At 44.6% G+C, this 26,939-nt stretch carries 26 protein-coding genes; 10 read left to right on the forward strand and 16 right to left on the reverse strand.

The window, feature by feature from the left end; translation table 11 throughout:
* The 3 genes from ACQY6F_RS13140 to ACQY6F_RS13150 form a co-directional block, all read left to right on the forward strand.
* Nucleotides 1-419, forward strand: a 419-nt coding sequence (locus ACQY6F_RS13140; RefSeq protein WP_428774986.1) for a DUF2861 family protein, incomplete at its 5' end; no start/stop codon positions are given.
* A 60-nt stretch (nucleotides 420-479) separates the two neighbouring features.
* Nucleotides 480-1,664, forward strand: coding sequence for a conjugal transfer protein TraF (locus ACQY6F_RS13145; protein WP_428774987.1), 1,185 nt, complete (start codon nucleotides 480-482; stop codon nucleotides 1,662-1,664).
* Between the two features lie 55 nt (nucleotides 1,665-1,719).
* On the forward strand, nucleotides 1,720-1,866 hold the full coding sequence (locus tag ACQY6F_RS13150) for a YoaH family protein (RefSeq protein ID WP_428774988.1): 147 nt from the start codon (nucleotides 1,720-1,722) through the stop codon (nucleotides 1,864-1,866).
* A gap of 1,111 nt (nucleotides 1,867-2,977) precedes the next feature.
* Here ACQY6F_RS13150 and yciH read toward each other — a convergent pair.
* The 4 genes from yciH to ACQY6F_RS13170 form a co-directional block, all read right to left on the reverse strand.
* Entirely contained in the window at nucleotides 2,978-3,289 is a 312-nt protein-coding gene (yciH, locus tag ACQY6F_RS13155; protein ID WP_428774990.1) for a stress response translation initiation inhibitor YciH, read from the reverse strand.
* 6 nt (nucleotides 3,290-3,295) lie between these two features.
* A complete protein-coding gene (locus ACQY6F_RS13160) occupies nucleotides 3,296-3,673 on the reverse strand; it encodes a DUF3319 domain-containing protein (protein WP_428774991.1) in 378 nt (125 codons plus the stop codon).
* Between the two features lie 317 nt (nucleotides 3,674-3,990).
* Nucleotides 3,991-4,992, reverse strand: coding sequence for a D-alanine--D-alanine ligase (locus ACQY6F_RS13165; protein ID WP_428774992.1), 1,002 nt, complete (start codon nucleotides 4,990-4,992; stop codon nucleotides 3,991-3,993).
* Nucleotides 4,993-5,140: 148 nt separating this feature from the next.
* Nucleotides 5,141-5,719 carry an SPOR domain-containing protein gene (locus tag ACQY6F_RS13170; RefSeq protein WP_428774994.1) on the reverse strand — a complete coding sequence of 193 codons (579 nt, stop codon included), beginning with the start codon at nucleotides 5,717-5,719 and terminating at the stop codon, nucleotides 5,141-5,143.
* Nucleotides 5,720-5,939: 220 nt separating this feature from the next.
* Between ACQY6F_RS13170 and ACQY6F_RS13175 the strand changes: the two genes are divergently transcribed.
* Nucleotides 5,940-8,621, forward strand: coding sequence for a bifunctional acetate--CoA ligase family protein/GNAT family N-acetyltransferase (locus ACQY6F_RS13175; protein ID WP_428774995.1), 2,682 nt, complete (start codon nucleotides 5,940-5,942; stop codon nucleotides 8,619-8,621).
* Between the two features lie 43 nt (nucleotides 8,622-8,664).
* Here ACQY6F_RS13175 and ACQY6F_RS13180 read toward each other — a convergent pair whose 3' ends face one another.
* The 5 genes from ACQY6F_RS13180 to ACQY6F_RS13200 all read right to left on the reverse strand — a co-directional run bounded on the left by ACQY6F_RS13180 (nucleotide 8,665) and on the right by ACQY6F_RS13200 (nucleotide 12,840).
* Nucleotides 8,665-9,552, reverse strand: coding sequence for a LysR family transcriptional regulator (locus ACQY6F_RS13180; RefSeq protein WP_428774996.1), 888 nt, complete (start codon nucleotides 9,550-9,552; stop codon nucleotides 8,665-8,667).
* 570 nt (nucleotides 9,553-10,122) lie between these two features.
* Nucleotides 10,123-10,374, reverse strand: coding sequence for a hypothetical protein (locus ACQY6F_RS13185; protein WP_428774997.1), 252 nt, complete (start codon nucleotides 10,372-10,374; stop codon nucleotides 10,123-10,125).
* The gene (locus ACQY6F_RS13190; protein ID WP_428774999.1) at nucleotides 10,367-12,091 is read right to left on the reverse strand and encodes an SgrR family transcriptional regulator; all 1,725 of its coding nucleotides are present in this window, start codon (nucleotides 12,089-12,091) and stop codon (nucleotides 10,367-10,369) included. The genes ACQY6F_RS13185 and ACQY6F_RS13190 overlap by 8 nt, the downstream gene beginning before the upstream one ends.
* A gap of 69 nt (nucleotides 12,092-12,160) precedes the next feature.
* Nucleotides 12,161-12,391 (reverse strand): DUF3389 domain-containing protein, encoded by a 231-nt coding sequence (locus ACQY6F_RS13195; protein ID WP_428775000.1) that lies wholly within the window; start codon nucleotides 12,389-12,391, stop codon nucleotides 12,161-12,163.
* An 11-nt stretch (nucleotides 12,392-12,402) separates the two neighbouring features.
* On the reverse strand, nucleotides 12,403-12,840 hold the full coding sequence (locus tag ACQY6F_RS13200) for a hotdog fold thioesterase (protein WP_428775002.1): 438 nt from the start codon (nucleotides 12,838-12,840) through the stop codon (nucleotides 12,403-12,405).
* 82 nt (nucleotides 12,841-12,922) lie between these two features.
* Here ACQY6F_RS13200 and ACQY6F_RS13205 point away from each other — a divergent pair, with 82 nt between their 5' ends.
* Together ACQY6F_RS13205 and ACQY6F_RS13210 are read left to right on the forward strand one after the other, a co-directional pair.
* Complete coding sequence (locus tag ACQY6F_RS13205; protein ID WP_428775019.1) at nucleotides 12,923-13,726, forward strand: M48 family metallopeptidase; 804 nt, start codon at nucleotides 12,923-12,925, stop codon at nucleotides 13,724-13,726.
* A gap of 162 nt (nucleotides 13,727-13,888) precedes the next feature.
* Complete coding sequence (locus ACQY6F_RS13210; RefSeq protein ID WP_428775004.1) at nucleotides 13,889-14,446, forward strand: PhnA domain-containing protein; 558 nt, start codon at nucleotides 13,889-13,891, stop codon at nucleotides 14,444-14,446.
* Between the two features lie 95 nt (nucleotides 14,447-14,541).
* Here the strand turns inward: ACQY6F_RS13210 and ACQY6F_RS13215 are convergent, their stop codons facing one another.
* Entirely contained in the window at nucleotides 14,542-14,733 is a 192-nt protein-coding gene (locus ACQY6F_RS13215) for a hypothetical protein (RefSeq protein ID WP_428775005.1), read from the reverse strand.
* A gap of 505 nt (nucleotides 14,734-15,238) precedes the next feature.
* Nucleotides 15,239-16,990, reverse strand: coding sequence for a bifunctional metallophosphatase/5'-nucleotidase (locus ACQY6F_RS13220; RefSeq protein WP_428775007.1), 1,752 nt, complete (start codon nucleotides 16,988-16,990; stop codon nucleotides 15,239-15,241).
* Nucleotides 16,991-17,212: 222 nt separating this feature from the next.
* Between ACQY6F_RS13220 and ACQY6F_RS13225 the strand changes: the two genes are divergently transcribed.
* A complete protein-coding gene (locus ACQY6F_RS13225; RefSeq protein WP_428775009.1) occupies nucleotides 17,213-18,841 on the forward strand; it encodes an ATP-dependent endonuclease in 1,629 nt (542 codons plus the stop codon).
* A gap of 368 nt (nucleotides 18,842-19,209) precedes the next feature.
* On the opposite strand, the gene ACQY6F_RS13230 is transcribed toward ACQY6F_RS13225, so the two are convergent.
* The gene (locus ACQY6F_RS13230; RefSeq protein WP_428775011.1) at nucleotides 19,210-20,115 is read right to left on the reverse strand and encodes a LysR substrate-binding domain-containing protein; all 906 of its coding nucleotides are present in this window, start codon (nucleotides 20,113-20,115) and stop codon (nucleotides 19,210-19,212) included.
* Between the two features lie 197 nt (nucleotides 20,116-20,312).
* Between ACQY6F_RS13230 and focA the strand changes: the two genes are divergently transcribed.
* Nucleotides 20,313-21,779, forward strand: a complete 1,467-nt coding sequence (gene focA / locus ACQY6F_RS13235; RefSeq protein ID WP_428775020.1) for a formate transporter FocA — start codon at nucleotides 20,313-20,315, stop codon at nucleotides 21,777-21,779.
* A 36-nt stretch (nucleotides 21,780-21,815) separates the two neighbouring features.
* Here the strand turns inward: focA and ACQY6F_RS13240 are convergent, their stop codons facing one another.
* Both ACQY6F_RS13240 and ACQY6F_RS13245 read right to left on the reverse strand, forming a co-directional pair.
* On the reverse strand, nucleotides 21,816-22,385 hold the full coding sequence (locus tag ACQY6F_RS13240) for a YceI family protein (RefSeq protein ID WP_428775012.1): 570 nt from the start codon (nucleotides 22,383-22,385) through the stop codon (nucleotides 21,816-21,818).
* Nucleotides 22,382-22,921 carry a cytochrome b gene (locus tag ACQY6F_RS13245; RefSeq protein WP_428775014.1) on the reverse strand — a complete coding sequence of 180 codons (540 nt, stop codon included), beginning with the start codon at nucleotides 22,919-22,921 and terminating at the stop codon, nucleotides 22,382-22,384. The genes ACQY6F_RS13240 and ACQY6F_RS13245 overlap by 4 nt, the downstream gene beginning before the upstream one ends.
* A 320-nt stretch (nucleotides 22,922-23,241) precedes the next feature.
* On the opposite strand from ACQY6F_RS13245, the gene ACQY6F_RS13250 reads away from it, so the two are divergent.
* Together ACQY6F_RS13250 and ACQY6F_RS13255 are read left to right on the forward strand one after the other, a co-directional pair.
* Nucleotides 23,242-23,877: a hypothetical protein gene (locus ACQY6F_RS13250; protein WP_428775016.1), complete on the forward strand. Its 636-nt coding sequence runs from the start codon at nucleotides 23,242-23,244 to the stop codon at nucleotides 23,875-23,877.
* A gap of 446 nt (nucleotides 23,878-24,323) precedes the next feature.
* Nucleotides 24,324-25,115, forward strand: coding sequence for an EAL domain-containing protein (locus tag ACQY6F_RS13255; RefSeq protein WP_428775017.1), 792 nt, complete (start codon nucleotides 24,324-24,326; stop codon nucleotides 25,113-25,115).
* 108 nt (nucleotides 25,116-25,223) lie between these two features.
* On the opposite strand, the gene ACQY6F_RS13260 is transcribed toward ACQY6F_RS13255, so the two are convergent.
* Together ACQY6F_RS13260 and ACQY6F_RS13265 are read right to left on the reverse strand one after the other, a co-directional pair.
* Nucleotides 25,224-25,859: a response regulator gene (locus tag ACQY6F_RS13260; RefSeq protein ID WP_428775022.1), complete on the reverse strand. Its 636-nt coding sequence runs from the start codon at nucleotides 25,857-25,859 to the stop codon at nucleotides 25,224-25,226.
* 11 nt (nucleotides 25,860-25,870) lie between these two features.
* Nucleotides 25,871-26,939, reverse strand: a 1,069-nt coding sequence (locus ACQY6F_RS13265; protein WP_428775018.1) for a histidine kinase, incomplete at its 5' end; no start/stop codon positions are given.

Consider the following 26,939-nt stretch of genomic DNA (forward strand, 5'->3'; position numbering starts at 1 on the left):
ATGTAAAGCGGTTCAGCCTAGGGAGTAAACTAACCCGTGGATTGTATCGAATTGATATTACAGCCAAAGACCAGACAACCTGGAGCTCCTGGTTACTTCTTGACGATCAAAAACCGCAACGTACATTACGCTGGGCTTCGAAAGACCGGTGGGTAATCGACAAAAATGCGCTTTTGAACCCGTATTGTCCGCTTCCTAAGCTAGGCGTAACGGTGTACGACTATGTAGATGGAAGTTACAACGAAATATGGTCTCAGAGCTATGAATCCGATTATCCACAAAATGTTGATAATGATTCAGTCCCTCCAGGACGCTATGTTCTAGGAGTCTCGATGACTCATCAACGCTGGCAAGGATCGATTATTGTGGAACAAACCCAAATAATCAGCAAAACCTTTGATGTTTCTATAGAGGAATGACTAAAGATAAGGGAAAATGATTCGATATAAACAATAAGGAAATTAAAAGTTTATATTACTATGAATCATACTTTAAAAATGCTGGCTGCTTCAGTGGTGCTAGTCAGCACATCTGCTACCGCTGCCAATTACGCTATCGAAGCTCGTGGAGATGCGATGGGCGGAGTTGGGGTCGTATCAGCCAACTTTCTGACCGCGCCATTCTATAACCCTGCCATTGTAGCTATATACCGACGAAATGATGATGTCGGCATGATCATCCCCAGCTTGGGACTGAGTTACAACGACAAAGACGAAATGGTCGACAATTTGGATACTGCCGCTGAACTGATAGGACAGGGTGCCAGTGCCGACCCAAACCGTTTACAAACCACACTGGACAATTTATCCGGCAGCGCTGCTAAGTTGGAGCTCGGTGGTGTGGTTGCTTTCGCTATTCCCAATCAATTCATTGCCGCAAACGTGTTTGGTAAAGCCTACACAGAAACCTTTGCTCAACCTGATATCTATAGTGGCTCTGCCGATGCAGATCCTGACGTTCAAAGGGCGACCAACGCAGAGCTAAGTACGGTTAACGCAGTATCAGTAGGCGTAACAGAATTAGGTTTGTCGCTGGCAAAATACCAAACATTCATGGGCCAGCATATTGCCTATGGTGTCACGCCAAAGCTACAGCGGATCTACACTTATGTTTATGCCTCTGATTTGAAGAATTTCGACATAATGGATGCGACGGAAAATGGTACCGGAGATACCGCGTTTAACATGGATGCCGGTTTTCTTTGGTTCTACGGCCCATGGCGCGCTGGTATATCAGCTTCAAACCTTATTTCCCGCGACATTACCACTGAGAGAATTGTCCGCACCATTAACGCGACCAATGGTGAAACTCGCAATATCGATGTCAGTTACAATTATCAGCTAAAACCGCTATACACGGTTGGCTTTGGCCTGGTTGCGGACTACGCAACACTGAGTGTCGACTATGACTTGAACGAGGAAGAGCGTTACAGCAATTTCAGCGACAATACTCAGATGTTAAGGGTCGGTGGAGAGATTGATCTTCTGAGACAACTTAAGCTTAGGGCAGGGTGGAAGCGTAATCTGGCCTACTCAAACACCGATGACACAGTCACAGCCGGTATTGGTATATCCCCGCTTAACCTGTTCCAGCTCGATATAGGTGCCAGCTACACAAACAAAAACTCAATGGGCGCCTACATAAACTTCCTGGGTAGTTACTAGCGTTCAGGTAGTAGATTGATGTATAGTCGGCTCCTGATAAATGGGAGCCGATTTTATGTTTGATGATATGCCTACACTAACGCACGAACAACAGCAGCGTGCGGTTGAGCAAATACAAGAGCTGATGGCCAAAGGCATCAGTACCGCAGAAGCGATAAAAATAGTTGCCCAACAGATTCGAGAACAACATCAACAGCAATAAGAAACCACTAGTTACCCTTCATAGAAAGCAGCCAAATGGCTGCTTTTTTTATTTTTCATTCCGATAAATTCTTAGCAGACAAACAGCCAAAGCCTAAAGCAACGACAGCTAAATACGGCGCATCAATACGAAACAACCTTATATTTATCAGTTAGTTATATCAACACAATATGCTACATGTGTATTCGTCTTCTCGTTCATTCTGTAATTAAATTACAGTCATGAAAGTCAGTCTGCAAGTGCTCACTAATTACCAGAAGATTATTCTGCTTAGTGACTGCATAACAAACGTGTTTGTGATTCGATATATTTGGAATTGTAATGGTGATCAAAATTGATCTTGTGATTAATAGAACCCGGGCAGGTTTGAATCAGGGAGTTGAAACGCTATTGAGCTCAAAGGTTTTAATGTGTTTTGGTTAACTCCTGACGAGCTATACCGTTGCTATTGATTCTGGTGGTATCGGTGCACGGTTATAAAGCCAGAAATTTCAGCACAAAGTTACTCAACTGTGTAAGCACAAGTTGAACGTGTCTAGTTATAGCGATTCATAACACAATCTTCATGTCGCATTGGACAGTATGTACAAAGTTACGGTTCATTTAGGCTTTGTTATCAATGCAAACATCGAAAGTGGTTTGGTGTCGATGTAGCTTAGATAGCCAGGATAGATGTCGTGTTCAAAAAGAACTGGTGCTTGTTGGAACTGAACGATAAGTTTGGAACGTTGAAACGGTGAGTTTCATTTTGCTCACAGCAACCAGCGTTTCTCAATTTACTGTTAATCAGCGTGTCCTGAGCATAAATCCGAAGTAAATAAGGACTAGTGATTGTATGCTAAAGAGACATTTTAAAATGGCTCAAACCGGACATTACTAAATTGCACCTACAAGTTCAGTGCGTATTATCTATCTTATGTTAAATGGGCTATGACATTGCGTGAGACGATAAGTGGTTAACTCCTCTGTTCATTGGCTTTAACGTTAAACCAGGCTTCGAATTGAACATAAGGCGATTTACCATAAAATAGCTAATAACTACATTTCTAACTGTTCCTTAAAAATGTAGTTATTAGCTTGAAGATTCTCTGAGTGTGATAAGTTGTCAGGTTTAGCCGCCGGCTAGTTTTACTTGATAACCTTTCTTTTCAAGTGCCGCTTTCAGTTTGTCTCGAGCGTCGCCTTGGATTTCAATGTTGCCGTCTTTAACAGAACCACCGCAACCGCAAACTTTCTTTAATTCGGCGGCTAGTAACTTCAACGGCGCATCATCAAGGTCAAGACCAGTAACAATGCATACGCCTTTACCTTTGCGGCCTTTCGTTTGGCGCTGAATTCTGACAATACCGTCGCCTTTTTCACGCGTTTTGACTTCTTGCTCTGGCTTAATGCGGCCCGTTTCGGTCGAATATACTAATGTCATACCTTACTACTTCTTAATTTGCTGTTCAGCCCGTTGTCTGGCACTTAAGTATGCCTCTATATGCTTCTGGATCGCAAGTTTCGATCCCTTGATTAGTCTGCCGTTAAAGAAACAGTACCATCCATTGCTCTCTCCGTTGTCATTCTGGAGTAGATACCCATTGAAATGCTCGTGGGCAACAGTAGGTGTTTCTTCAAGTTTTCTGGTTAAGGTACTGAACTCTTTAGGATCGATGATTCTTGCGGTGTCGCAAAACCAATCAATGCTTTTCTTAACAGCCACCAGGTTACCTGATAGTGAGTGATTTCGAATTTGAACTTGCCAGGTATTATCGTCATCAGCCGACGTTTTTAGGCTAAATCCCCGGTAATTTGCTACAGCCATAGTGCCTCGCCAACTATATGGGATGGTAAATTAATAGTAACGCCAATAGTTTGGTTATCAAGCAGATCGAAATCCGCCACAAATATCCCGTTCATTCCAACTGTCAATTTCAAACGCAATCACGCTAACAATGAAACTAATTGAGTTTATTAATAATAAAGTGAGAGCAGCTACTGTGTGAGTGTTTGCAATTAGTGTTAGTCCGGCTTGAAATGTGACAACGTAATGGAGGGGCGTTAAAGCAACATAATCATTTAGGAATACTTTGGAGTTACAGGGTAACGAAATTGCAATTACCCTGCTCTTTTGAAATGCGTTTAGTACTGATTTAATGAACGTCTTACGCAATCTTGCAAAAACTCACTAAAGTTATGGCCGTTATGCTGTAACATTTTCGGGAACATGGAGATAGGCGTCATACCTGGGAATGTATTTACTTCGTTTAAGTAAATTTCTCCGGTTTCAGTTAAAAAGAAATCAATCCTGGAAAGATGACGCAGTTTCATTTGCTTAAACACTTTATAGGCAAACTGGTAAATCGTCTGCTGCTGCTGCTCTGTTAAATTGTCTGCTTCGACTTTGGTTGTTGAGTGAGAGCTTGCGCTGTACTTTTCATCGTAAGTATAGAAAGCGCCATCCGGCGCAATGATTTCACCAGGCTTCGAAATATACAACTCGCCACCCAGTTCGTAAGCTGCAACTTCCAATTCACGTGGTTTAACTGCCTTTTCTACCAGAACCTGGTCAGAAAAACCAAATGCCGAGTCAATCGCATCTCGTAGATGTTCAATTTCAGTGACACTGTAACAGCCAACAGAAGATCCTTGCTTGGCGGCTTTAACAAAAACCTTGCCCCACTCCTTCATCGCCGTTTCGCTGCGGGTGTAAGACTCCGGACTGTTTTCTGACAAAAACAGATATGGCGTGTTGGCAATACCTAAAGCGTCATACCAGAGTTTAGAAGTGATTTTGTTAAAGCTATTGACGCTAGCTTCAGGACCACATCCCAAATAAGGAATACCTGCCAGTTCAAGCATCGATTGAATATCGCCAGTTTCTCCCGGATAGCCGTGAATACAAGGGACTACAAAATCTATAATCTTAGCTGTTCCGTTCGAGTTCAGAGTCGCTGTATTGGTATCTAGAAAAGCGATTTCGCCACTTTCGGTTACCCAACCCTCTTGCTTCATTTCTACTCTGATCACTTCGAAGTCTGAGACTTGGTTCAGTTGCTGCTCGATAAAATCAGCTGACATCAGAGACACTTCGTGTTCTGCTGAGCCGCCACCGCATAGTAATAAAATTGTAGTCTTTGTCATTGATAAGTCCGTGATGCCCGGTTGGTACTCCGCAGTGATTATAACAACTACACTTCACGTTGCATTGTTTTCTCTTAACGAGAGCTGTAATTGGTGCTGAGTGCTGAAAAGATAACCAAACAAAAAGGAGCCTTAGCTCCTTTTATGTTCAATTCAATTTATTCAGGGTCGGATAGTCTGAGTTTTTAATCCCATCGATGCTTTTAATAAATGGCTTTAAGTCCTGCAATTGTGCTGGCAACGCAGAAAGTGCCATTTTTGCTTCTTTAGTAGTGGCGTAATCTCCGTAGAGTACCGTGTACCATTTTGTGCCATTAACCACTTTGTAGTTTTCCCAAACAGGCTGGCCGTCTTTCGGTAGCTGATTGGCAAACTGGTCCACTTTATTCTGACTGCCTACGGCGACTACTTGAATTGTATAACCAAAACGAGCCCGTTTAGCTTTCTGTTTATTACTCGGAGGGGTAATTGCAACTTGCGCTGGCTTGGACTCTACTTTCTGCGCTTTAACCGGCTGAACCGCGACAGCTTCACTGACGGCAGGTTTTACTTCTACATCACTTTCTTTGATCGCTTCTGATGAACCGACTGGTGCTATTGCCGCTGTTTCGACTTGAGCCACTTTGTACTCTTCACGATAGCTTTCAGAACTGACATCGGTGACATAAGTACTTGTTGAACAAGCCGCAAGCAGTGTAGATATACCAACTATTGCTGTTTTTTTCATGAAAATGCTATTCACCCATAATGGAATCTAATGTAAATCATGCCGTTAGGCACTGGCAGAATCAAGCAGATGCTTTAAATATCTTTATTTACACTGTGACTTGAGACACAAAGTCATCTTTGTATCACTTTTTCTTATGCCAAGTGCGCATGAGTAACATGGTATGTAAATAGAATCTCGATTAACCTAAAGCCAGCTAATTGATAATTCAGGAGTGGTCATGAATAGTCTTCAGTCCCTACTAAAACCCAAATCGGTTGCTGTGATTGGCGCATCAGTCAATAGTAACCGCGCAGGTAATGTTGTTATGACAAATTTGCTGCAAGGTGGTTTTAATGGAGTCATCATGCCTGTCACCCCTAAGTATGACTCCGTCTGCGGTGTACTGGCATATAAGAGTATTGCCGCACTGCCGCGTATACCTGACGTTGCTGTTCTTTGTACCCATGCCTCGCGAAATGTTGACCTGATTCAACAACTGGCTGACAAAGGAGTAAAAAGCGTAATCATTCTTTCGGCCGACATGTATAACGTTCAGCTGGACGACGAGCCAGTTCAATCACATGTTTCAAGGATTGCCAAAGCTTCGGGTATGCGCCTTCTTGGACCAAACAGCCTGGGCTTGATCCTACCCTGGATCAATTTCAATGCGTCCTTTTCACCCGTTACTGCACTAAAAGGCAACATTGCGTTTATTTCTCAATCGGCGGCGGTGTGCACCACTGTTCTTGATTGGGCCAATGACAAGAATATTGGTTTTTCGGCTTTTATATCACTAGGTAATGCTTCGGACATCGACTTTTGCGACCTGCTTGATAATTTGAGCCGGGATTCCAAGACCAGTGCGATCCTGCTTTACGTTGACACAATAAAAGATGCACGTCGCTTTATGTCGGCAGCTCGTGCGGCGTCACGTAACCGCAGAATCCTGGTATTGAAGAGTGGCCGTACTGCAGCCGGTCGGCTCGCAGCCCAGGTCCATACTGGTGGCGACGACACACTTGATATCATCTATGACTCAGCTATTCGACGAACCGGTATGCTGCGCGTAAGTAACAGCCATGAACTGTTTGCCGCTGTAGAAACACTTACTCATCCAATCCCACTGCGCGGTGAACGTTTGGCAATTATTACCAATGGTGGTGGTCCTGCCATAATGGCGGTCGATGCATTGTTGGAACGAGGGGGCAAATTAGCCAAACTGGACGACTCTCTGCTTGCTCGTCTCGATGAATTGCTACCCGCGAGCTGGAGCTGCAATAACCCCATAGATCTGGTCGGTGATGGCGACCACAAACGTTATGTAGAAACATTAAATGCCATACTGGACAGCGATTGCGCCGACGCAATCTTAATTATGCATAGCCCTTCTGCAGTTGCCCACTCATTAGAAACCGCCCAGGCAGTAGTGGACGCGGTAAAAGCTCACCCTCGAAGCCGCCGCTTTAATATTTTAACCAACTGGTCTGGCGAAGCCACGGCAAAACCGGCGAGACAGTTTTTTACTCTGGCTGGTTTTCCAACCTACCGCACGCCCGAAAGCGCCGTAACGGCATTTATGCATTTGGTGGAGTACAGGCGAAACCAGAAACAGTTGATGGAAACACCTAAAACGACCGAAGCCGTACACAGTGAGAAGCTTGCTGAAGCTCATCAATGGATTTCTGATAAGTTACAGGATCACGATTCGTTGGCTTTGGATACTCACCTGATAGGTCGCTTCCTGGAGTACTTTGACTTCAAGGTACTCCCTACCTGGATTGCGTCTGACGCCAGTGAAGCCGTTCATATTGCAGAACAGATTGGTTATCCGGTGGCGGTAAAGCTTCGCTCGCCGGATATCGTCCATAAATCAGACGTGCAAGGCGTAATGCTAAACCTCAGAAACAGCAACGAGGTGGCAAGTGCATCACAAGCTATTTTGGATCGCACCAAACTCTCCTACCCAACCGCCAATATACATGGCTTGCTAGTACAGGCGATGGCAAAGTTGGCTGGCGGCGAAGAACTGCGTATAAAAGTAAAATCTGACAATACCTTCGGTCCGGTGATTTTAATTGGTCAAGGCGGTTCGGAATGGGACGAATCACTGGATGCGGCGGCGGCTCTTCCACCACTCAATATGACTCTGGCTCGTTACCTTATCGTCCGCGCCATAAAAAGCGGCAAGATCCGCCCGCAGAAATTGCCAGAGCCAATGGACATTAACGGCCTGTCCGAATTTTTGGTTCGTATCTCACAGATGGTGGTTGAGTGCCCACAAGTTCACGAGCTGGATATTCATCCAGTATTGGCTAACGGCAACGAATTTACCATTCTCGATGCTGATTTGGTGCTCAAGCAGTACTCTGGCGATCCCCAACAGCGTCTGGCTGTGCGCCCCTATCCTGTTGAGTTCGAAGAAGAAGTAGTATTGAGAGATGGCGATGTCGCTTTGCTTCGACCCATTTTGCCAGAAGATGAACCCTTGCATGCGGATTTTATCAAGCACGTCTCTAAAGACGATTTATATAAGCGATTTTTCACGGATGTCGGTGAGTTTAATCATGAAGCACTGGCAAACTTTACCCAGATTGATTACGACCGTGAAATGGCATTTGTTGCAGTGGTTAAAGTTCAAGGAAAACCCACCATCATCGGCGTGTCTCGCGCATTGATCAATCCAGAAAATACTGACGCCGAGTTTGCTATATTGATCCGTTCTGACCTTAAAGGTAAAGGGCTTGGCCGAATTCTGATGAACAAAATCATCGATTACTGTCGGTACAAAGGCACCGCACAAATCTCGGGCATGACGATGCCCTCTAACCGTGGCATGTTAACCCTGGCTCAGAAGTTGGGCTTTAAACTTGATGTGCAATTTGAAGACGGTACCGCTGATATGGTACTACCGCTTAACTAGATCATATGTTCGCGGTGCATTAGTGTACCGCGAAATATTTGGCCTACTTTAGTCGCCAGTTCTTTTTTAGATACTGAATACACCAGGACTTGGCTTCGCCTATCTTATTGCGTTTCCAGGCCATAATGATCTCCACCACAATCGGATCTGTTCCTTCGATCACTTGCAGCTCGCCAGATTCAATCAGCGGTCTGGCAATCTGTTCCGGTAACGTCCCGATACCGAGTCCACTGCGCAGTGCATCTATCTTGGCGTTAAAATTAGTGACAGTGAGCCTTGGTTGTTTTTGCAGTATATTAACGCTGATTGCCGGTTTCTCACGGGCTGTATCGGCTATTGCGATAATACGGTATTTTTCCCGCGCTTCATCGTCAAACGGACCGCTGCGCTTATGCACATAGTGTGAGCTGGCTGCAACCCACACCATTGTCATCGTACCTAACTTTTCAGATTTAACTTCAAGCGGCAGTGTATCGTTAGCCGGACAAATTAATATGTCTGCGCGACCATCGGCTAAAGCTTCCCAGCAACCGGCCAGGATCTCCTCTTGCAGTCTTACCCGTGTTTTGCTTACCGAGCTAAGGGCATCGACCAGAGGAAAGAAATTGTCGATTGGAATGATACCGTCGTAAGCCAGAGTAATATCCAGTTCCCAGCCATTGGCCAACAGACTCGCATCGTTGACCAGTTTTTCAGTTGCAGACAGTATCACCCGGCCCTGATTTAAAATTAGCTTGCCTGCATCAGTAAAAGACGCCTTATGCCCTGAGCGATCGAATATCATAATATCCAAATCCTGCTCCAGCTTTTGAATTTGGTAACTCAACGACGAAGGTGCCCTATCCAACTCATTCGCTGCGGCCGCAAAACTTCCGCGTCGGTCGATGGCATCTAATATGTGTAAAGCTTCTAAAGTGATTGGACTTTGCAAGTTTCATTTCCTTACGTAAGTGACCTGTTGGCGTTCCGGCCGCACCCAGTATTTAGGGATTACGGTATCCCACTTATCCTATTATTCTGTTTATAGTAATTGGCACGCTAAGTAAAGTGTCATTAGGATTCTGTTTCAACATTCTAAACAGTAAGCAGTAGAGTGGATTAGCCCAGATCACTTGAAACAAGGTGAAGGTTAGTATTAGGCTCAATAAAACAAAGAGCCAGCAATTTGCTGGCTCTTATTCATTCATAAAAGGAAAAATAAAATGAGTTGAATGAATGATTATTGTGATTTTGCGCTTGCCATTTCTTTTCTGACCATTATGGCCGCAGTAACAATGAACGCGATGATGAGAGCTAGCTCCATAGTTGACTCCTAATGTACAAAACAACAACATTTCTAACTACTAACTAGTTTAACAGCTTGGAAAAATCATTACAGCTTTTAACCTTTTTTTTACTGCTAACTAGATTTAGATCAAACTCGGTACATCGTTAATATTTTGCTCTATTTTACCAACATAAGGGCAACTTATTGAACGACAAAGAATATATCGAAATTTAATCACTTCATAGTCACTTTACCACCAACGATTTTTAGTGATGGTGTCCCCCGAATCAATGTATCTCTGGCAAAAACACTACCACATTCCGGGCATATACCCAGTTCGGCGGTATGATCTTCTACGATCCGTTCTTTAAAGCATTTTAGCAACGCCCCTTTACCGCCTTTTCTGTATTTGAGCAGATGACAACGACATCGCGCACAATAAATGTTGACGGTTTTAGACGGTTGCCGTGGGTTGGGTTTACTCATTGGTGTTACCAGTCGGCTCATTACTGTCGGCCAGTTCGGGTTTCACCCATACCTGACTAAAGTCAAACCACCCCAGAGCGTTACACTTGGCATTCTGCAAGGCACCACACTGATCTTGACTCACCCCAAGCCAACAGTGAAACATCGGGATAATTTGCATTTTTTCCACCAGTGACTTACCTAGCTCTTTTGCTGGAAATGTAGCATTTTCTACTGAACGCCACTGATCGACCAAATCTTGCCAATGTTGAAAATCCACATCTTGGCTGGCTCGCTCAATATCGCTGTAGTTGAGTAACCAACCCGCCAGGGCGTCATCCCTGTGGTGACCAATACCCATCGGCTTCAACCAGATGTCCAGCTCACTGATATTGGCCGGTGCGACATCATAAGGCATGAGACACACTTCCAGGCCATCCTGTTTAAGTATCTTTTCGATACTTTTTACCAGGCTTGGAAACATAGGGTGACTACCGTGAAAGGCGATTTTTACCGGTTTAATCTGTGGTGGGGTGAGAGAACTTTTTGAGTGAATTTGATGGTACCAACCCGGCTTTAACCCATGAGCAGGTAGCAAGCCCAGTTCGACAATTTTATCTGCCGGTAAATGGTTGAACAGATTCAGCGTATTAAGTTTATTGCAGAAGTAATTGGCCCATTCGTTGTCTTTGGCCAGGCCGTCACGCCGGTTCAGCAGCAGGTAAGTACATCCCGGATCCAGTTCAACTTCGTAGCTGCTGTTGCCCCTGTCAGGTTTAATTGGATTAGACAAACTGGGAAATACCACCGATGAATAGGCTTCGTCGATAACCCAAACTTCAACTTGATCCATCAGTGGACGAAAACCAAAGTAGCCGTCAAACGCCTGCAGTACTAACCGTTTGTCATCGTTGCGTATCACCTTGTAGGGCCCGGTTCCATTGGGGAAACGATCGAAGTTTTCATGCCGGGATGTGCGTAGAGGCATTATCTTTGCACTGGACTCTGCTAACAACTGTGGCAATTTGTAATCGGGTTTCGACAGCTGAACGTCTATTACCCAGTTAGAGGGCGAGGAAACACTACAGATATGGCTGAACAACCTTTGTTTTGTCAGGGCCTGCAGATTATTTAAAATGATATCTACGCCTAACAAATCTCCGTTATGAAAACGAACACCAGGCCTAAGATAGAACCTCCAATGACAGGGTGTTAAACGCTCCCAGGCGTGGGACAGGTCCGGTTGCAGGTTCTCATGTTCGTCCAGCTTGGTCAAACCACTGAATACCTGTCGGGCAATATGTTGTTCTGAACGACGCATCGGCTTGGTTGGATTAATGACCGTAAGCGATCGATAGTAAGGTAACCGCACGACCTGCAACCCTTGCTGATGCTGTACACCGAGGTAGCTTTCAACCACTTGAGCCAGTTTTGCACTGTCTTTATCCAACACATTTAACGCCTGGCCAATTTTTCCCTCTTCCAGGTAACGTCTCGCCAGATTTTCACATACGTCGGTGCGGCTACGTTTAAACCTGAGTTGAGAAAGTTTCCCTCTTCCAGGAGCTGGCCGCCATTCAATCCACCCTTCCTCTTCCATTTTGTTGAGGACGATGCGTGCGTTGCGGCGGGTACAGAATAAGATCTCTGTAATTTCATCCAACTGAACGTCACTGTCATTACCTTTGTAGTGTTCAAACAAGGTATCAAATTGGATTCTTAAACGGGGGCTGCTCATAAAGAGGAAACTCTAACCATCTGTTGATTAAAATAGTTTCCTCTTTATTTGACGATTTCGCAAGTGCCGTTAGCGAATTGCAATTCCTGCGTGTTCAGACAGTTGCTGTAATTGTTCCGCATTGTCTAATTTTACCGACCACCTGACTTCGCCGCTATTGGCCGTTACCACGTTGGCACCACTGATCAGCTCAATTGCCTCAATTTGTGCCTGCAATACTGACATGGCGACACCGCTTAGCCGGATGTTAATTTCCTGGCGGGTAAGCACGATTTTTCCGCTGCTAAATTCTATAACCATCAGATATCTTACTAATCACTATTGCGGCTACGACGACTTTTTACCGCGATGGTCAGACGGCTGGTGCACACCAGACGCCCGCGAGTATCACGGATGTCAATCTGCCACACCTGGGTCGACACACCAATATGAATTGGACTGGCTTTACCGATCACTTCTCCCTCACGCATCGCCCGTACATGATTGGCATTTATTTCTATTCCAACACAGTAGGAATTAGCATCAACGCAATAGTTGCCGGCCACAGAGCCCAGCGTTTCTGCAAGAACTACCGACGCGCCGCCGTGCAGCATACCCAAAGGTTGATGAGTAAAATGACACACTGGCATCGTAGCGCAGATATAATCTTCCCCGACTTCGGTATACTGAATATTGAGATGTTCCATCATGGTATTTTTGGAGGTAGCGTTAAGTTCAGCAATATCAATTGGTCGTTTCCAGATCGTCATTCATATATTCCTGTAGCAAGTTGAATTACTATTGTAACCTGATGTTATAATTATCAAATGTTTTGTTGGAGCTATTGTCATGATGACCCCGCTTTTTAGTTGGCAAAATGCCGCTACTCTGACACTTGTGTTTGGCCTGGTGGCTTGTACTGCGTCGCCTACAGGCCGCAACCAGTTGCTGTTGTTTTCTGATCGGGATATGAACAGTCTCGGCGCTCAGTCATTTGAAGAAATGAAGTCTCAGCAGAAGATCAATCATGATCCTAAGGTCAATCAATACGTTCAGTGTGTCGCAGGCCGCATCACTCAATATGTACCACATAACATGGGCTTTTCTGATTGGGAAGTGGTGGTGTTTGATAGCGATCAGGTTAATGCTTTTGCGTTGCCCGGCGGTAAGATCGGTGTTTATACCGGTCTGCTTGATGTTGCCGTAAATCAGGATCAACTGGCGACTGTAATTGGCCATGAGATTGCCCACGTGATGGCAGATCACAGTAACGAGCGCCTGTCTCAGAGTCAGCTCGCCAATGCAGGTCTGCAACTTACCAATATCGCATTAGGATCAAGCGAGTATGCCCAGTATCGCGGCATAACCATGGCCGCACTCGGCCTTGGGCTCCAATATGGCGTGTTATTGCCCTATGGAAGAACCCAGGAGTCTGAAGCGGATATCGTTGGGCTGGAATTGATGGCTCGGGCTGGATTCGACCCTAATCAGAGTATCGCGCTTTGGCAGAATATGGCTAAAGCAGCTGGTGGTAACCAACCTCCAGAACTACTCTCAACCCACCCTTCGCATTCAACCCGTATTAGCGATCTCGCAGCTACAATTAAAAGGCTTCCGCCTAGCCAAGCGGTCACGCCAAATTGCTCACCTAATTGATTTTCTTGAATGTATATCGCCGCTCCACCCAGGCGAACTTGGTTGCTGCGGCCAGCGTTTAAAATCCGGGATCTGCCACTTACCAGACGATGCCCCTTTATTTTCTGCGGATAACGTGGATAATAGGCGCGTTTATTTACACCTACTGAATGTGAGTACATTATGTCTATTGAATCCACCATGTTAGAGCGTTGCCAATCCAAATGTGAACTATGCGGTTCTGATTCTCCTCTTACTGCCTTTGCAGTACCTCCTCATAGCCAAGTAACCGTTGATCAGGCAATCATGGTGTGTGACAAGTGCCTTGGCGAAATCAACGAGCCAAAAGACATTAACCACTGGCGTTGTCTGAATGACAGCATGTGGAGCCAGATTCCTGCGGTTCAGGTAACGGCATGGCGCCAGCTTACTCGTCTGAACAGCGAGAGCTGGGCTCAAGACCTGCTGGATATGATGTATCTGGAAGAAGAAGTGCAAAACTGGGCAATGATTGGTATGTCTGCGGACGACAAACCGCTAGATGTAAACGGTGTAGAACTGAAGAAAGGTGACGACGTCACTGTTATCAAAGACCTGCCTATCAAAGGCAGCAGCCAAGTCATCAAACAAGGTACCGTGGTGCGTAACATTAACGTATCAGCAGATGATGCCAAACACATCCAGGGCAAAGTTAACGGTCAGGCGATGTACGTAATCGCTGAATACTGCCGTAAAAAATAATGTTCTGGAGTGAAAGCTCAGCGCTGGCTTAAGTGCTTGGCTTTCAACTTTACGAAGACAAAAACGCCGGCTAAATCGCCGGCGTTTTGCTTTTATTAGCGACCTATTCCCAAGTCTTTTTGCATGTGACTGGACAGCTCGTTAGCGTAATAGGTTTCGCTAGGAGTGTTGTCTACAAACAAAATATCTAACAGATGCGCTATCAATCCTTTGATGTTTACCGCGTAGGTTCTCTTATCCATAGAGGTTGGTGTAGCGATACTTTCCACATGAATTGCTTGTGCCATAAATGCCTCTCTATAAATCGGTAACTCTTTATCTGGGTGAGATCTTAGGCAATATTTTATGGTGAAAAAAATGACAAATTTTCTAGTTTCGCATTAGTTTATTTTATAAAACAAAGCAATAACAACTGGCGGGAATACCTTTCCAGGCAGAGTGACAATATATGCGCTTTAGAGCGAAAAATGTGCATATATTTCTTACTTGCTGGTTAAATTAGTAATTGAATTCACATATTTTTTACATCAGCTTCATCAAATAAATGTTTGAGATTGATGAAATCTACGCTGATAAGGATTAGATATTCTATTGTTGTTTCTCGTGCTACAAAAAAGGCAGCTTACGCTGCCCTTCAGGTTTATATCGCGCCCATTGGGGTCAAATAGACTAAGGTAGTCCAGATTGCGACCCAAAACACAACGACGACGACATCCAGCCAATCTTTACTCCACATCAGCAGCTCCTCGGCCCTAGTGAAAGTGACCTGACGTTAGTGAACCTGGAGTATATTCAGCAACCTTTGTACCACTTTTTAATCTTATGCCGATTAAGGCGATGCGGGTCTGACTGAAGCCACTCGATAAAGCAGTCTGACATCGATAGCTCTGTCACCACACCTTCATGTTCCATTTCCAACAACGCGTGGAAACCTTCTTTTCCTTTCATCGTGTATGCTGACGACGAACCCCTATATTTTTTATCTGGATCAACAGGTTGCCAGCCATCAACAGAGTTATATATCTGCAGATCAGCAATTCTAAATCCGGCTGGTCTGTCAGGGTGATACACATAGTCAAGGTTGTGTGTGTATGGAAACGAGCCAGATCCGGTACCGGTCACACCGTTATTTGTTGCATTATTGATTGCTCCTTCAAGCGCAAGCGCAATATAACGACCGGCAATATTGTAGTGACCTATGGGTACCATAAACGGCAATAATTTTCCGGCCACGTCAGATAAGGTTACGTCTCCGGCGTTTAATGATGAACGGACACCGCCGGCATTGTGAATCGCGAACTCAACTTCACACCCCCGCTGGTTTAATGCATAAGCAAAAGATTCCGCCACTAAAGGAGCCAGTTCGCTGGGACCGAGTTCATCCGGTATTCGTACGTGGCGTACCGGCTGCTCGGTATTTCCAATCACCTCGAGCTGCATTTTACGTACTCTTGGTAAGTATCGTTCTACCAATAACCCTTGAACGTCAGGATCTTTTTTACAGATAACAACATTGGAATGATTGTTGAGAAATTCACACGCTTTGCCATGACAGCTATCGTTTGCTTCATCATCCATATTGGCATTAAGAAATAACCGTCGGCCCAATAACAACTCATTTTTTCCCGTGAAACTTGTCACTGCCCCATCGGCTGCAAAGTCGATATCACAGTGGCCCAGCGTTAACGCGTGATACCCAGCCTGAACAACGTATGTTTGGCCAATTTGGATTCCATACTGATCGTCTTTACCGAGGCCAAGGTCGCTGAAATCACCTTGCAGACGGTGACTGTGGCCACCCACAATAATGCTGATACCTTCTACCTGGCGGGCTAATTCACAATCGGCGTCATATCCCAGATGGCTGAGCAAAATGATTTTGTTGATCCCTTGCTGTCGTATTGCGTTAACTGTTGCCCGGGCAGTAGCTGTTGCATCAACAAACGGCGTGTCCGGATCCGGATTGGCGATCGCTGCCATTAAGTCTAATGACAAACCAAAAATCGCTACAGGTTCTCCATCGACCATTTTGGTCAGCCAGCGTGCGGTACCGTCGGGTTGATGAGAATAAACACGTGGATTGTATTTCAGCGTTGCGGGTTTATCCTGAACTTCATCACCTAACTGCCAGTTACCGGCCAGCAAAGGAAAATTGATTCGCTGGCAAAATTGCGCTAACGGCAAATTGCCCATATCGAGTTCATGATTGCCTAACGTCATTGCATCTATGCCAAGAGCATTCAGCATGTCTGCATTCGCCTTGCCTTTAAACAGCGAAAAATACAGTGTTCCTTGAAAGCAATCCCCGGCGTGAAGGAACAAAAGCTTTCGCTGTTGTCTACCCGCATCTTCGCGCAACTGATGGATTCTGGTTGCGATTCTGGCAAATCCACCAGCACTGACAAACGGGCTTACAGTGTCTTCTTCCACCTCGATATGCAACTGCAATGAGGTTGGTTCAAAATACGAATGGGTATCATTGATGTGCGCCAGGGTAATTCTGGCTGGCTTATTCACCATTTTTCTATTCTTCACTCTTTTCATACCCTTTTATCCTAGCGTGGGAATCATGACAGATTCGTGACTTTTATGAAATAGCCCTGCAACGAAACGTTTTGAGTAGCAAAAAGGTCTTATATATAGGAACGAATGAGGAAATCACCCGTTGCGATTTGTGAGCTAAAAGCCTGCTTATATTGAATTTTTCTTTTATGCTTTAAGTAACAGTTTGGTATGGTGCGTACAGACACCTGTCGGAGAAAGCCTATGCGGTTAGACCGAATTGAAATTTCAGGTTTCAGAGGAGTCAAACGTTTGTCTTTATCGTTTGACGAATTGACCACGCTTATCGGTGAAAACACCTGGGGGAAATCGACTTTACTTGACGCTCTTTCAGTATCTCTGCCACCAACGGGCAAGCTTTATGAATTCGAAATGCTAGATTTTCACGTTGATTATTCCGTCTCCCACCCTCAAACCCAGCATCTGCAAATTATCATTAGCCTGGTGGCAACAGACAAAAATGAAATAAGAGCCGGCCGCTACCGTAAAATAAAACCGATTTGGGTCGGCGCCAATGGTGAACAGCGAATCTACTACCGGATAAGTGCATCAAGAGATCCCTATGAAGTCGTTACTGAGCATGCGTTTCTCGATCTTGATGGTAATCCGATCCCGATACACCATCCGGAAAAAATGGCCCAGGAGCTGATTAGCCTGCACCCAGTAATTCGGCTACGTGATTCCCGCCGATTCGAGCGGCCAATCAAAGAAAATAACCACGCTAATGCACGTATAGAAAAACGTATCAATAACACCTGCCGGCGCCTGCTGGCCATGCCCGGACACGTGAATAAAGGGGAGATGCGCAGTAGCCTAAATTCGATGAGCAGTCTGGTTAACCACTATTTCTCCTTCAGGGGCCAACCCAGGAAAAGTCCCAGAGCTCAGCGAGACGGTCTGTTTTATTCCGGTGCCAACAGTAACAAATCACTGAGCGATGTGGTCAACGAAACGCACAATAAGCAAACACGATTGCTGTTTATGGGATTACTTAATGCCTATCTGCAGGCAAAAGGAGCCACCGACCTGCGGCGCTGCGCTAGACCAATCCTGATTATCGAAGACCCTGAAGGTCGATTACACCCAACTCATCTGGCACGTGCCTGGAGCTTACTTCAACTCTTGCCAATGCAAAAAATCCTGACCACCAACAGCGGTAGTCTGTTGTCTCAGGTACCCTTACAGTCTATTCGCCGTTTGGTCAGACAATCAGACAGAACTGTGACAACGTCACTTCCCGTTAAGGGGATGGGGCGTGATGAGCTAAGGCGTATCGGCTTTCACATTCGTTTCCACCGGCCAGGCGCTCTGTTTGCGCGTTGTTGGTTGTTAGTAGAAGGCGAAACGGAAGTATGGCTGTTCAATGAACTTGCGAATCAATGTGGCTATAACCTGGCAGCAGAAGGCGTACAAATCATTGAGTTTGCCCAATCAGGGCTTAAATCTTTAATCAAAGTCGCCAAGGCGTTTAATATTGATTGGCATGTAGTAACAGACGGCGACTCAGCAGGCAAAAAATACGCAGCCACTGTCCGCTCTATGCTGGGCCATGATCAAGAGCGGCATCGATTAACCGAACTTCCGGATAAAGATATAGAGCACTTTCTTTACAATCAAGGTTTTGAGTTTTTCTTTAAAGACATGGTCAAAATCCCGCATGACCACCCTATTCCTGCCAAGAAAGTGGTAACTCGCGTGCTTAAAAAATACGCTAAACCTGATTTAGCACTCGCGATCGTTTCGCATTGCGAGTCCAAAGGAAAAGAGTGTATACCGGTGCTGTTGCGTTGGACATTGAAACGGGTGGTCACCATGGCGAATGGCAATACCTAAAGGTAGCCAACAAAGAACGAAATACTGGAGGTTGATATACATAAAGAAATCGGCACGCAAAGCATGCCGGGTACCAATCAGGCTATCAATATTTCTGATAGTGGGATACTAATCAATCGGGGGTGTACCGAGCTGGTCATAAACCACAGGAACACATGCTATAACGCTAGTGTTTATGCCAGCCGGTAAATGGGAGCTGTCAGACGTCCAATTTTCCAACTTACTCCCTTGATGTTCAGGCCGAACTCACCGTCACATCAGGCTAGCAACATAACACGCGCTTTTAACTTACGGCAGAAACCTGTTCTGGAATTCGCGACGAAAACGTTAACTCAACAGCGTTGGGAAACATCCTGAGATACCTTTGATCATAAAATCGACGGTTTTCCTTTCATCATTCGCAACCCTTCGCTGCGTATACAATCTGCAAGTGGGTTTTCCGACATATCGCTCCGCCAGACAAAAGACAACGTCCGCTCCATTTTTAGCTGAGGTACGTTGAGTGCGACAAGTTGTTGGTTTTCGATCCCTTTTTCCACGTCAAGATAAGGCAGACAAGTCAGATATTGGCCTTTCGCGACCATACTGCGGATCACAGGCACATGTTCGTATTCTCGCCAGACTTCTAAGTCTTCAATTAAATGATGAATTGAACTATCAAATATTTTTCTGGTACCCGACCCATGCTCTCGCAAAACCCATTTAGCCTGCTCTAACTGGGCCAGACTCACCGTTGCTTGCTTTGCAAAAGGGTGATGAGCAGAAGCCACCACAGTTAAGTGATCGCGACACCAGGTTTCTTGTTGCAAGCGACTATCATCGCACCGCCCTTCGATAATGCCGAGGTCATAACGGTAGTCCAGCACGCCGGCAATTACGCTGTCGGTACTCTTCACGCTTAGAGATATTCGCAATTGTGGAAAATCACTATCAATGATGCTTATTAGGTCCGGAACCAAATGTTCCGCTGGTGTTTGACTGGCTGCAACCCGGATTTCGCCACTGAGCAGATGTTGATCCAAGAATCCCAACTCAATCTGCTGTGCATCTTGAAGCAGTTTCTTCGCTTTTGGCCTGAGCCATACCCCCCAGTGCGTAAGCGCCATTTGTTTACCCTGGCGTTCAAATAGCGGACGGCCGAGCATCTTTTCTAACTGGCCCAATGACATACTGGCCGCCGATTGGGTTATTGACAACCTGTCTGCTGCCAGACTAACGCTGCCAGTTTCGGCAACAGCCGCAAACACCGCCAGCTGCTTCAATGAATATCGCACTTTAACTCCCTGTATAACCAAATAAAATTTGCCACTATTAAGCAATTGGTTTCATCTTATCACCTATTCCGACCATATCAATGTTTCTGATTGGTTTTAGAAAAATTATCAATTTTACCTCTACATGCAATTTTCGCTAATTTGATCCTAACAAGCAGTGGGGCTTGTTGATTTAGGAGGGAACAATGAAACAGAACATGAGGCAACTGAGTTCAGTCGCCCAATCCGGTTATATACAAGACCATTCGCCAACGCAGATGATGCTACAGGCAGAACAGTATGCCTGGAATAAGAGTCAAAAAGGCTCATCGATGACAATAAGTCTTGCGATTATGGCCGGTGCGTTTATAGGACTCGCGTTTGTTTTCTACATTACCGTCACGACCGGTGGCGATACATCTTCATGGGGGCTCAATCGTTTTGCTGGTGGATTGGCGTTCAGCCTGGGATTAATTCTGATAGTGCTGTGCGGTGGTGAACTGTTTACCAGCTCGATGCTGTCGAGTATCGCCTGGGCGAACAAGCAAATCTCATTCAACAGGCTGTTAAAAATATGGGCAAAGGTGTACCTGGGCAACTTTGTCGGTGCTATCGCTTTGCTGTTGCTGGTCTATTTCGCTGGTTTGTATCAAATGGACCAGGGCCAGTGGGGATTGAACGCACTCCATATAGCCCAACACAAATTACATCACACTCCAGTCCAGGCATTTGCATTGGGTGTGCTTTGTAATTTATTGGTTTGCCTGGCGGTTTGGCTCACCTTCAGCTCTCACAATGCGCTAACCAAAGCTTTTATGGTCATGCTACCTGTGGCGATGTTTGTCTCCAGTGGCTTTGAACACAGCATTGCCAACATGTTTATGGTGCCACTGGGAATATCAATTGCTCAGTTTGCACCGGATAGCTTCTGGCAACAAATCTCAGTAAATGCCCTGCAATTTCAGGATCTCACCATCAAGCAATTCGTTATTGCCAATTTAGTCCCGGTGACGCTCGGCAATATTGTCGGTGGTTCGGTGCTTGTCGCACTCGCCAACTGGAGCATCTATCGTTGCCCCAATACCGGGACAGTCAAACCACTAACTAAATCTACCTATCCAATTACTATTACGTCAGTTAAGGACATTACTATGCAGAACAACCACACTGTCAGCGACATTATGAACACCAACAGCCTGGTGCTAATGCCACAGATGCCCGTTTACCAGGCTATTGATCTACTAATGGAACATAACCTTGATAGCGCTCCTGTGTGCAACCAACAACGTCAGTTGGTTGGCTTCTTTTCCTGCCATGATTTGATGGTAGAGATGTGGTGCCAGGATTATATTCCTGAACAAAAACAAACGGTTGCGGAATTGATGAAAAATGAAGTTGTCGCAATCAGCGCCCATGATTCTGTTATCGATATCATTGAGTACATGGCCATCGATAAACACCAGCTTTATCCGGTAAGTAGCAGTGGTATAGCCACAACGCTCACATCTGCGAGCTTAGAGCTTAGGGCTAAAAAGCAGCAAGTCACCAGACCTCAGGTGTTACCGGTACTGGATGAAGGAAAGTTTGTCGGTGTGCTGGGTAGAGCCGAGGTGTTGCCTTTGCTTAGAGATCTATATACGGCGGACAAAACTGAACCTCGGAATCAGCTGTTGGAAACCGCTTAAACTGAATGTCCCCTGCCTGGCAGGGGACATTCATTATTATTTTTGAATACCTTCTACATAGAGTTCTAAATCTACATAGCTGGCGGTACCCATAACGGCAATATCAAAATCTTTCAGTTCCAGACGAGTGGTGCCTTGGAAACCGGCTCGCTGTCCGCCCCAAGGGTCCTGACCTGCGCCAATGAATTCTGCACTGATAGTAATAGGTTTAGTCACGCCGTGCAGGCTCAGATCACCCGTGATATCCAGCTTACCTTCACCTTTATCAACCACGCTTGTGCTGGTAAAAGTCGCAGTACCAAATTTGTCTGCATTGATAAAATCTTCACTGCGAATATGTTTATCGCGCTCTGCGTGGTTAGAATCCAGGCTGGTGGTGTCAACGTTAACCTTGACTGTCGATGCCTCTATATCTGCAGGATCGTATGAAAATTCGCCATTGAAGGTATTGAATCTTCCTTTGATAAAGCTAAAGCCCAAGTGGCTGACTTTAAAGTTAACTGAAGAGTGAGCACCTTTAGTGTCCATCACGTAATCAGCTGCACTAGCACCAAATGGCATCGCCATAGCGAAAGCCAAACCAGCTGCAATTAAAGTCTTTTTCATTTAGTAACTCCTGTCATTTTTCGTAGCGTATCGTCTTTGTCGATAACATGGTGTTTAACGGCGGCTAACGCATGAGCCGCAGCCATAATAATTAGCGTCCAGGCGGCTAGCTCATGGATTTCTCCGGCTAAATCAGCCTGTCCTTCAAACAGTTGTCCTGCACCGGGGATAGTAAACCAGGTAAAAACATCAATGCCTCTACCATCCTCAGTTGAGATCAGATATCCACTGATAAATAGAGTTAGCATGACCAGGTACATGAATACGTGAACCAGCTTTGCGACAACCACTTCATAAGGCTTACCTTCCAAACCGGGTGATTTGGTCACGACTTTCCACATCAGTCGGAATAACGTAAGGCCGGCCAAAAGCAAACCAACTGATTTATGCCAGTGAGGTGCTACCTTATACCACTGGCTGTAGTAGGTCAGTTCGACCATCCAAACCCCGACTGCAAACATCGCCACAACTACTAGGGCAGATGTCCAGTGCACTGCTTTCGCAATGCCGTTGTATTGTTTCACTTGTTGGCCCATCGACCCTATCCTGCTTGTTACTTCTTGGCTATTACGAATCGTTCCGATTCATATTTCTAACGTCACTGCTAGACTAGTTGCTAACCCGTACAACGCAAAAGAGTATTTACCATTCTTTACACTAATCAAATCACGCCCCATTGATGGAGACGTTCGAAATTATTGATGGAGTTTTTGAGTGATGTTAAAAACTGGCTTAGTTATCGAAAACTGATTTATAGGTCGAGATCATAAACAGCCCAAATTTGACTAGGCACTTGATTAAACTGTGATATTCTTGCGGAGAATTGACACGGCACCTTTCAGGGAGTGAAACGCCTTTGTTACTTGATGTTCTGATACAAAGCGTCAACGAATTTCAAGCGGATTGCATGAAGTTGTGCGAAAAGCACTATCCCACGATTCATAATCAGGGAATGAGTGAACATCACCTTAGTCTGGCATTCTCACGCCGGATGGCGCGCACATTGAATGAATTTGGTCATACCTGTGAATACGCACCAATAGAAACGACGAGCAAATCAGATCTCCCCCACCACTATCGGGTAACATCAGACAACGGTACCGTTTGGGTACTAACCTCTCATATGTTAAGTGCCGGCAGAAGCTGTCGGGAGAAGCTACTGAGATCCATAGCCCAATGGCAAATGGAATACGGTTTTGCTATTCAACCTAACGATTTGTTACTGTTACTCTCCGATCATTGGATTAGTCGAAGTAAACAGAGTCGGGAGTTGCTGCACTGGTGGACAGGACAGCTACCCGATGAAATTGACGAATATAAAACTCAGGGGATAAGCCTGTACGAGAGTGACTCTCAGCTCTCAAAAACTTTGGACGAAAAATATGGTTTTAGTCCCTACTACATTAAGTTTTCTCACCCTTTACGTCGCTCATTAAACCAGCAGATGGTTCGAAAATATATCCAGCTATATGCGGTAATTCAATGTAGCTAGAATTTAACAAAAAAGAGTAACTCTAGTCTACGTTAGAAAAGTAACAGTAATAATTTTTTATTATTTGCAATTCACTGTCGGTCATGCGTACACATGGCAGGTAATCAACTTTCATACATAGTTTGATCTGACTCTATTTTTTAAAATCTTGTACATATTATCTAGTACTATCTCAATAGTCATTACATAGCCAACCATTATAAAAATGACCAATTCAATGTGTATTCATAATGTACACGCATCGTGTAAATTGAAAATATTAACACACTAACTACATTGCGATTAAATTTCGAACTATTATTACTTAATATTTATGGGATTATAATTGATATAATCTATTTTCATGCAACCACATCTTGATTGACAGTAAAGCATTTCGATCCATACAATACTAACTCCATGCAATTATATGCGTTCAAAAGCCGTTTCAAGGATTACTCGAAGGTATGATACTTACTCACCGATACCAACTTGATGATTGTATCACCCTCGAAAAATCGGGGCAGCATATTGGGAAATACAGTGACTTGATACTCAGAAGTGTTTTTCAACCTATCTTTAATAATAACGGCTTACTAGTAGGTGTTGAAGCTTTCGTCAGAATAACCACATCGAGTGGCACTTTTATTAATCCATTTTATTTTTTTAATAGTACAGACATATCCTATATGGATAAACTAAACGTGGAACGTTTAAGCTGTATATTGCACATTAAAAACTTCGCAAAATCTCAAGATAATAAGTTAAAATTATTTCTTAACGTTCTTCCATTAATTAATGAGTATAGTACGCTAATCGATATTAATTCCGGCGTCATATTTAGTTACATCACTGAATATGAGTTAACATATGATCAAATCATCATTGAAATAATAGAGTCGGATTGCCAAAGCGATGTTGAGTTACACGGCGCTGTTGGTGCACTGTCGCGCAGAGGGTATCATATTGCAGTGGATGATTTTGGTAGTGATTCTTCAAATAAGCAGCGCGTTGAATTACTTAAACCTGATATTATTAAACTCGACAGAAGTCTTTTAAATCTCTATAGCAGCGGGGAAAAACATAAGTTACTAAACGGAATAGAACTGGCCAGATCAATCAACGCTAAAATTGTCGTTGAAGGAATCGAAACCGCTCAGCATCTAAAAGCAATGAAACTGCTGAAAGCAGATATGTTTCAAGGTTACTTTCTTGGTTTACCTAAACCTGCGGTCAGGTTATCCGCGCAGATCGCTTAGTTTTTAGCGACAACAGCCCGATTTGGGCCATTGTCACTTACACGACGTAGCATTTGAAAATAACTTATGACAAGTCTATATATTCAAGGCACAGGTATCACTGCACGATTAAGAGCTCAAATCGCCGTATTTTTCTAAATACAGTATCGTGGCTGCCGTTCTTGACGGCACTCTTAGTTTTTTCAGCAGGCTTTTCATATGTACTTTTACGGTAGATTCCGATATAAACAGACGATCAGCAATCTGCTTGTTACGATATCCCTTTGCGACTTCTCGCAATATTTGCATTTCACGGTCAGTTAACTGATCAAAAACATCTTCCTGTCCTTCACGATTAATCAAATACCGTGCAACTTCCTGGCTGTATGCTTTGTCTCCGCTTAGTGATTGTCTAAGTAGATTAACCAATTCATCTGGTTCGGTATCTTTTAATAGATAGCCATCCGCACCTGCTTTGACCAGTGCTTCAATATCTGCAGCACTGTCTGAAACAGTGAGAATAACAATGCGAGCTTCACAACCATCAGTGCGTAGCGCGTTTAAGGTATCCAGTCCTGACATGCCTTTCATATTCAGATCTAACAAAATCAAATCGAGATCTAAACCATGCGCTTTTGCTATGGCGTCCGCCCCATTACTTGCTTCCGCGATAACTTCAAAATCATCTTCAAAACCAAGCAACTGACTAATGCCACGGCGCATTAGTGGGTGGTCATCCACCAACATCACTTTAGAAACTGTCAATTTATTCACCCTTAATTCTTTTGGTAAGTTAGCATGACTTCACATCCTGAGCCCGGCGCCGCTTTTATAACCAATTCACCTCCTAGCCTGGCCGCCCGCTCTTGCATTATGCTCATGCCATAATGGTTTATTTTTTCTATGTTTGTTTCAAAACCGACACCATCATCCTTAATAGATACGGTCACCAACTCGTCACTCTCACTACAACAAATGTGAATCTTATGCGCTTTGGCATGTTTAATCGCATTGATTGTGGCTTCACGGATTAGCTGTAATAAATGAACTTGCTGGTTCGCTTCCAGTTCTATAGAAGACAGGTTGTTAGATAGTAAAATAGTAGCGTCACTCCGGTCGTCGAGTTGACTCACCATTTCACTCAGTGCCTGACCAAAACTCCCCTGTTTGATCTTCAAACGGAACGTAGTTAACAATTCTCTCAATTGTGTATAGGCAGATGTAAGCCCGGTATCCAATTCCGAAATAATCTGTTTAGTCTGCTCCACCTTGTCGTTATCAGGCAGTTTATTCACACTTTTTTTCAGAAACGACACCTGAATTTTAAGATACGATAGTGATTGCGCTAAAGAATCATGCAACTCTCTGGCTATCGTTGCCCTTTCTTCCATCAGCAGCAGTTTTTCCGCTTGGCGTTGCGACTGATTGTAGTAAATAGCCCTGGACAGAATGAGTACGAAGCTGTCCAGCAAAGCCTGATCAGGTGTGATAGTGGCAAAGTCCCAGTCCAGATACCCCAGATGCTGACCATCTAACGAAAGTTCTCTACGACCATGATTTTGAGCATGTCCTTCACCTTCCTGCAAATAAAGTGGGTTCTCCCCCACTTCATTTACTTCCAAGCGTACCCAAGTTACCCCTTCCAGCGACGCAATATGTTGCAGAATTGACTGAAAGTTTTCTGCCGTGATTCTGGAAGCGCTGAGTTCCTGTGAAGAGTTGTACAAAACCTGCAGCGACTGATTTGCATGCTGCAGCTCTTTTGTTTTTTCATCCACTGCTTGCTCAAGATCACGATACAGTTTACCCAGTTCATGAGACATTTCATTGAACGTACTGGTTAAT

The sequence above is a fragment of the Vibrio sp. genome, assembly GCF_050299255.1.
Lineage (GTDB): Bacteria > Pseudomonadota > Gammaproteobacteria > Enterobacterales > Vibrionaceae > Vibrio.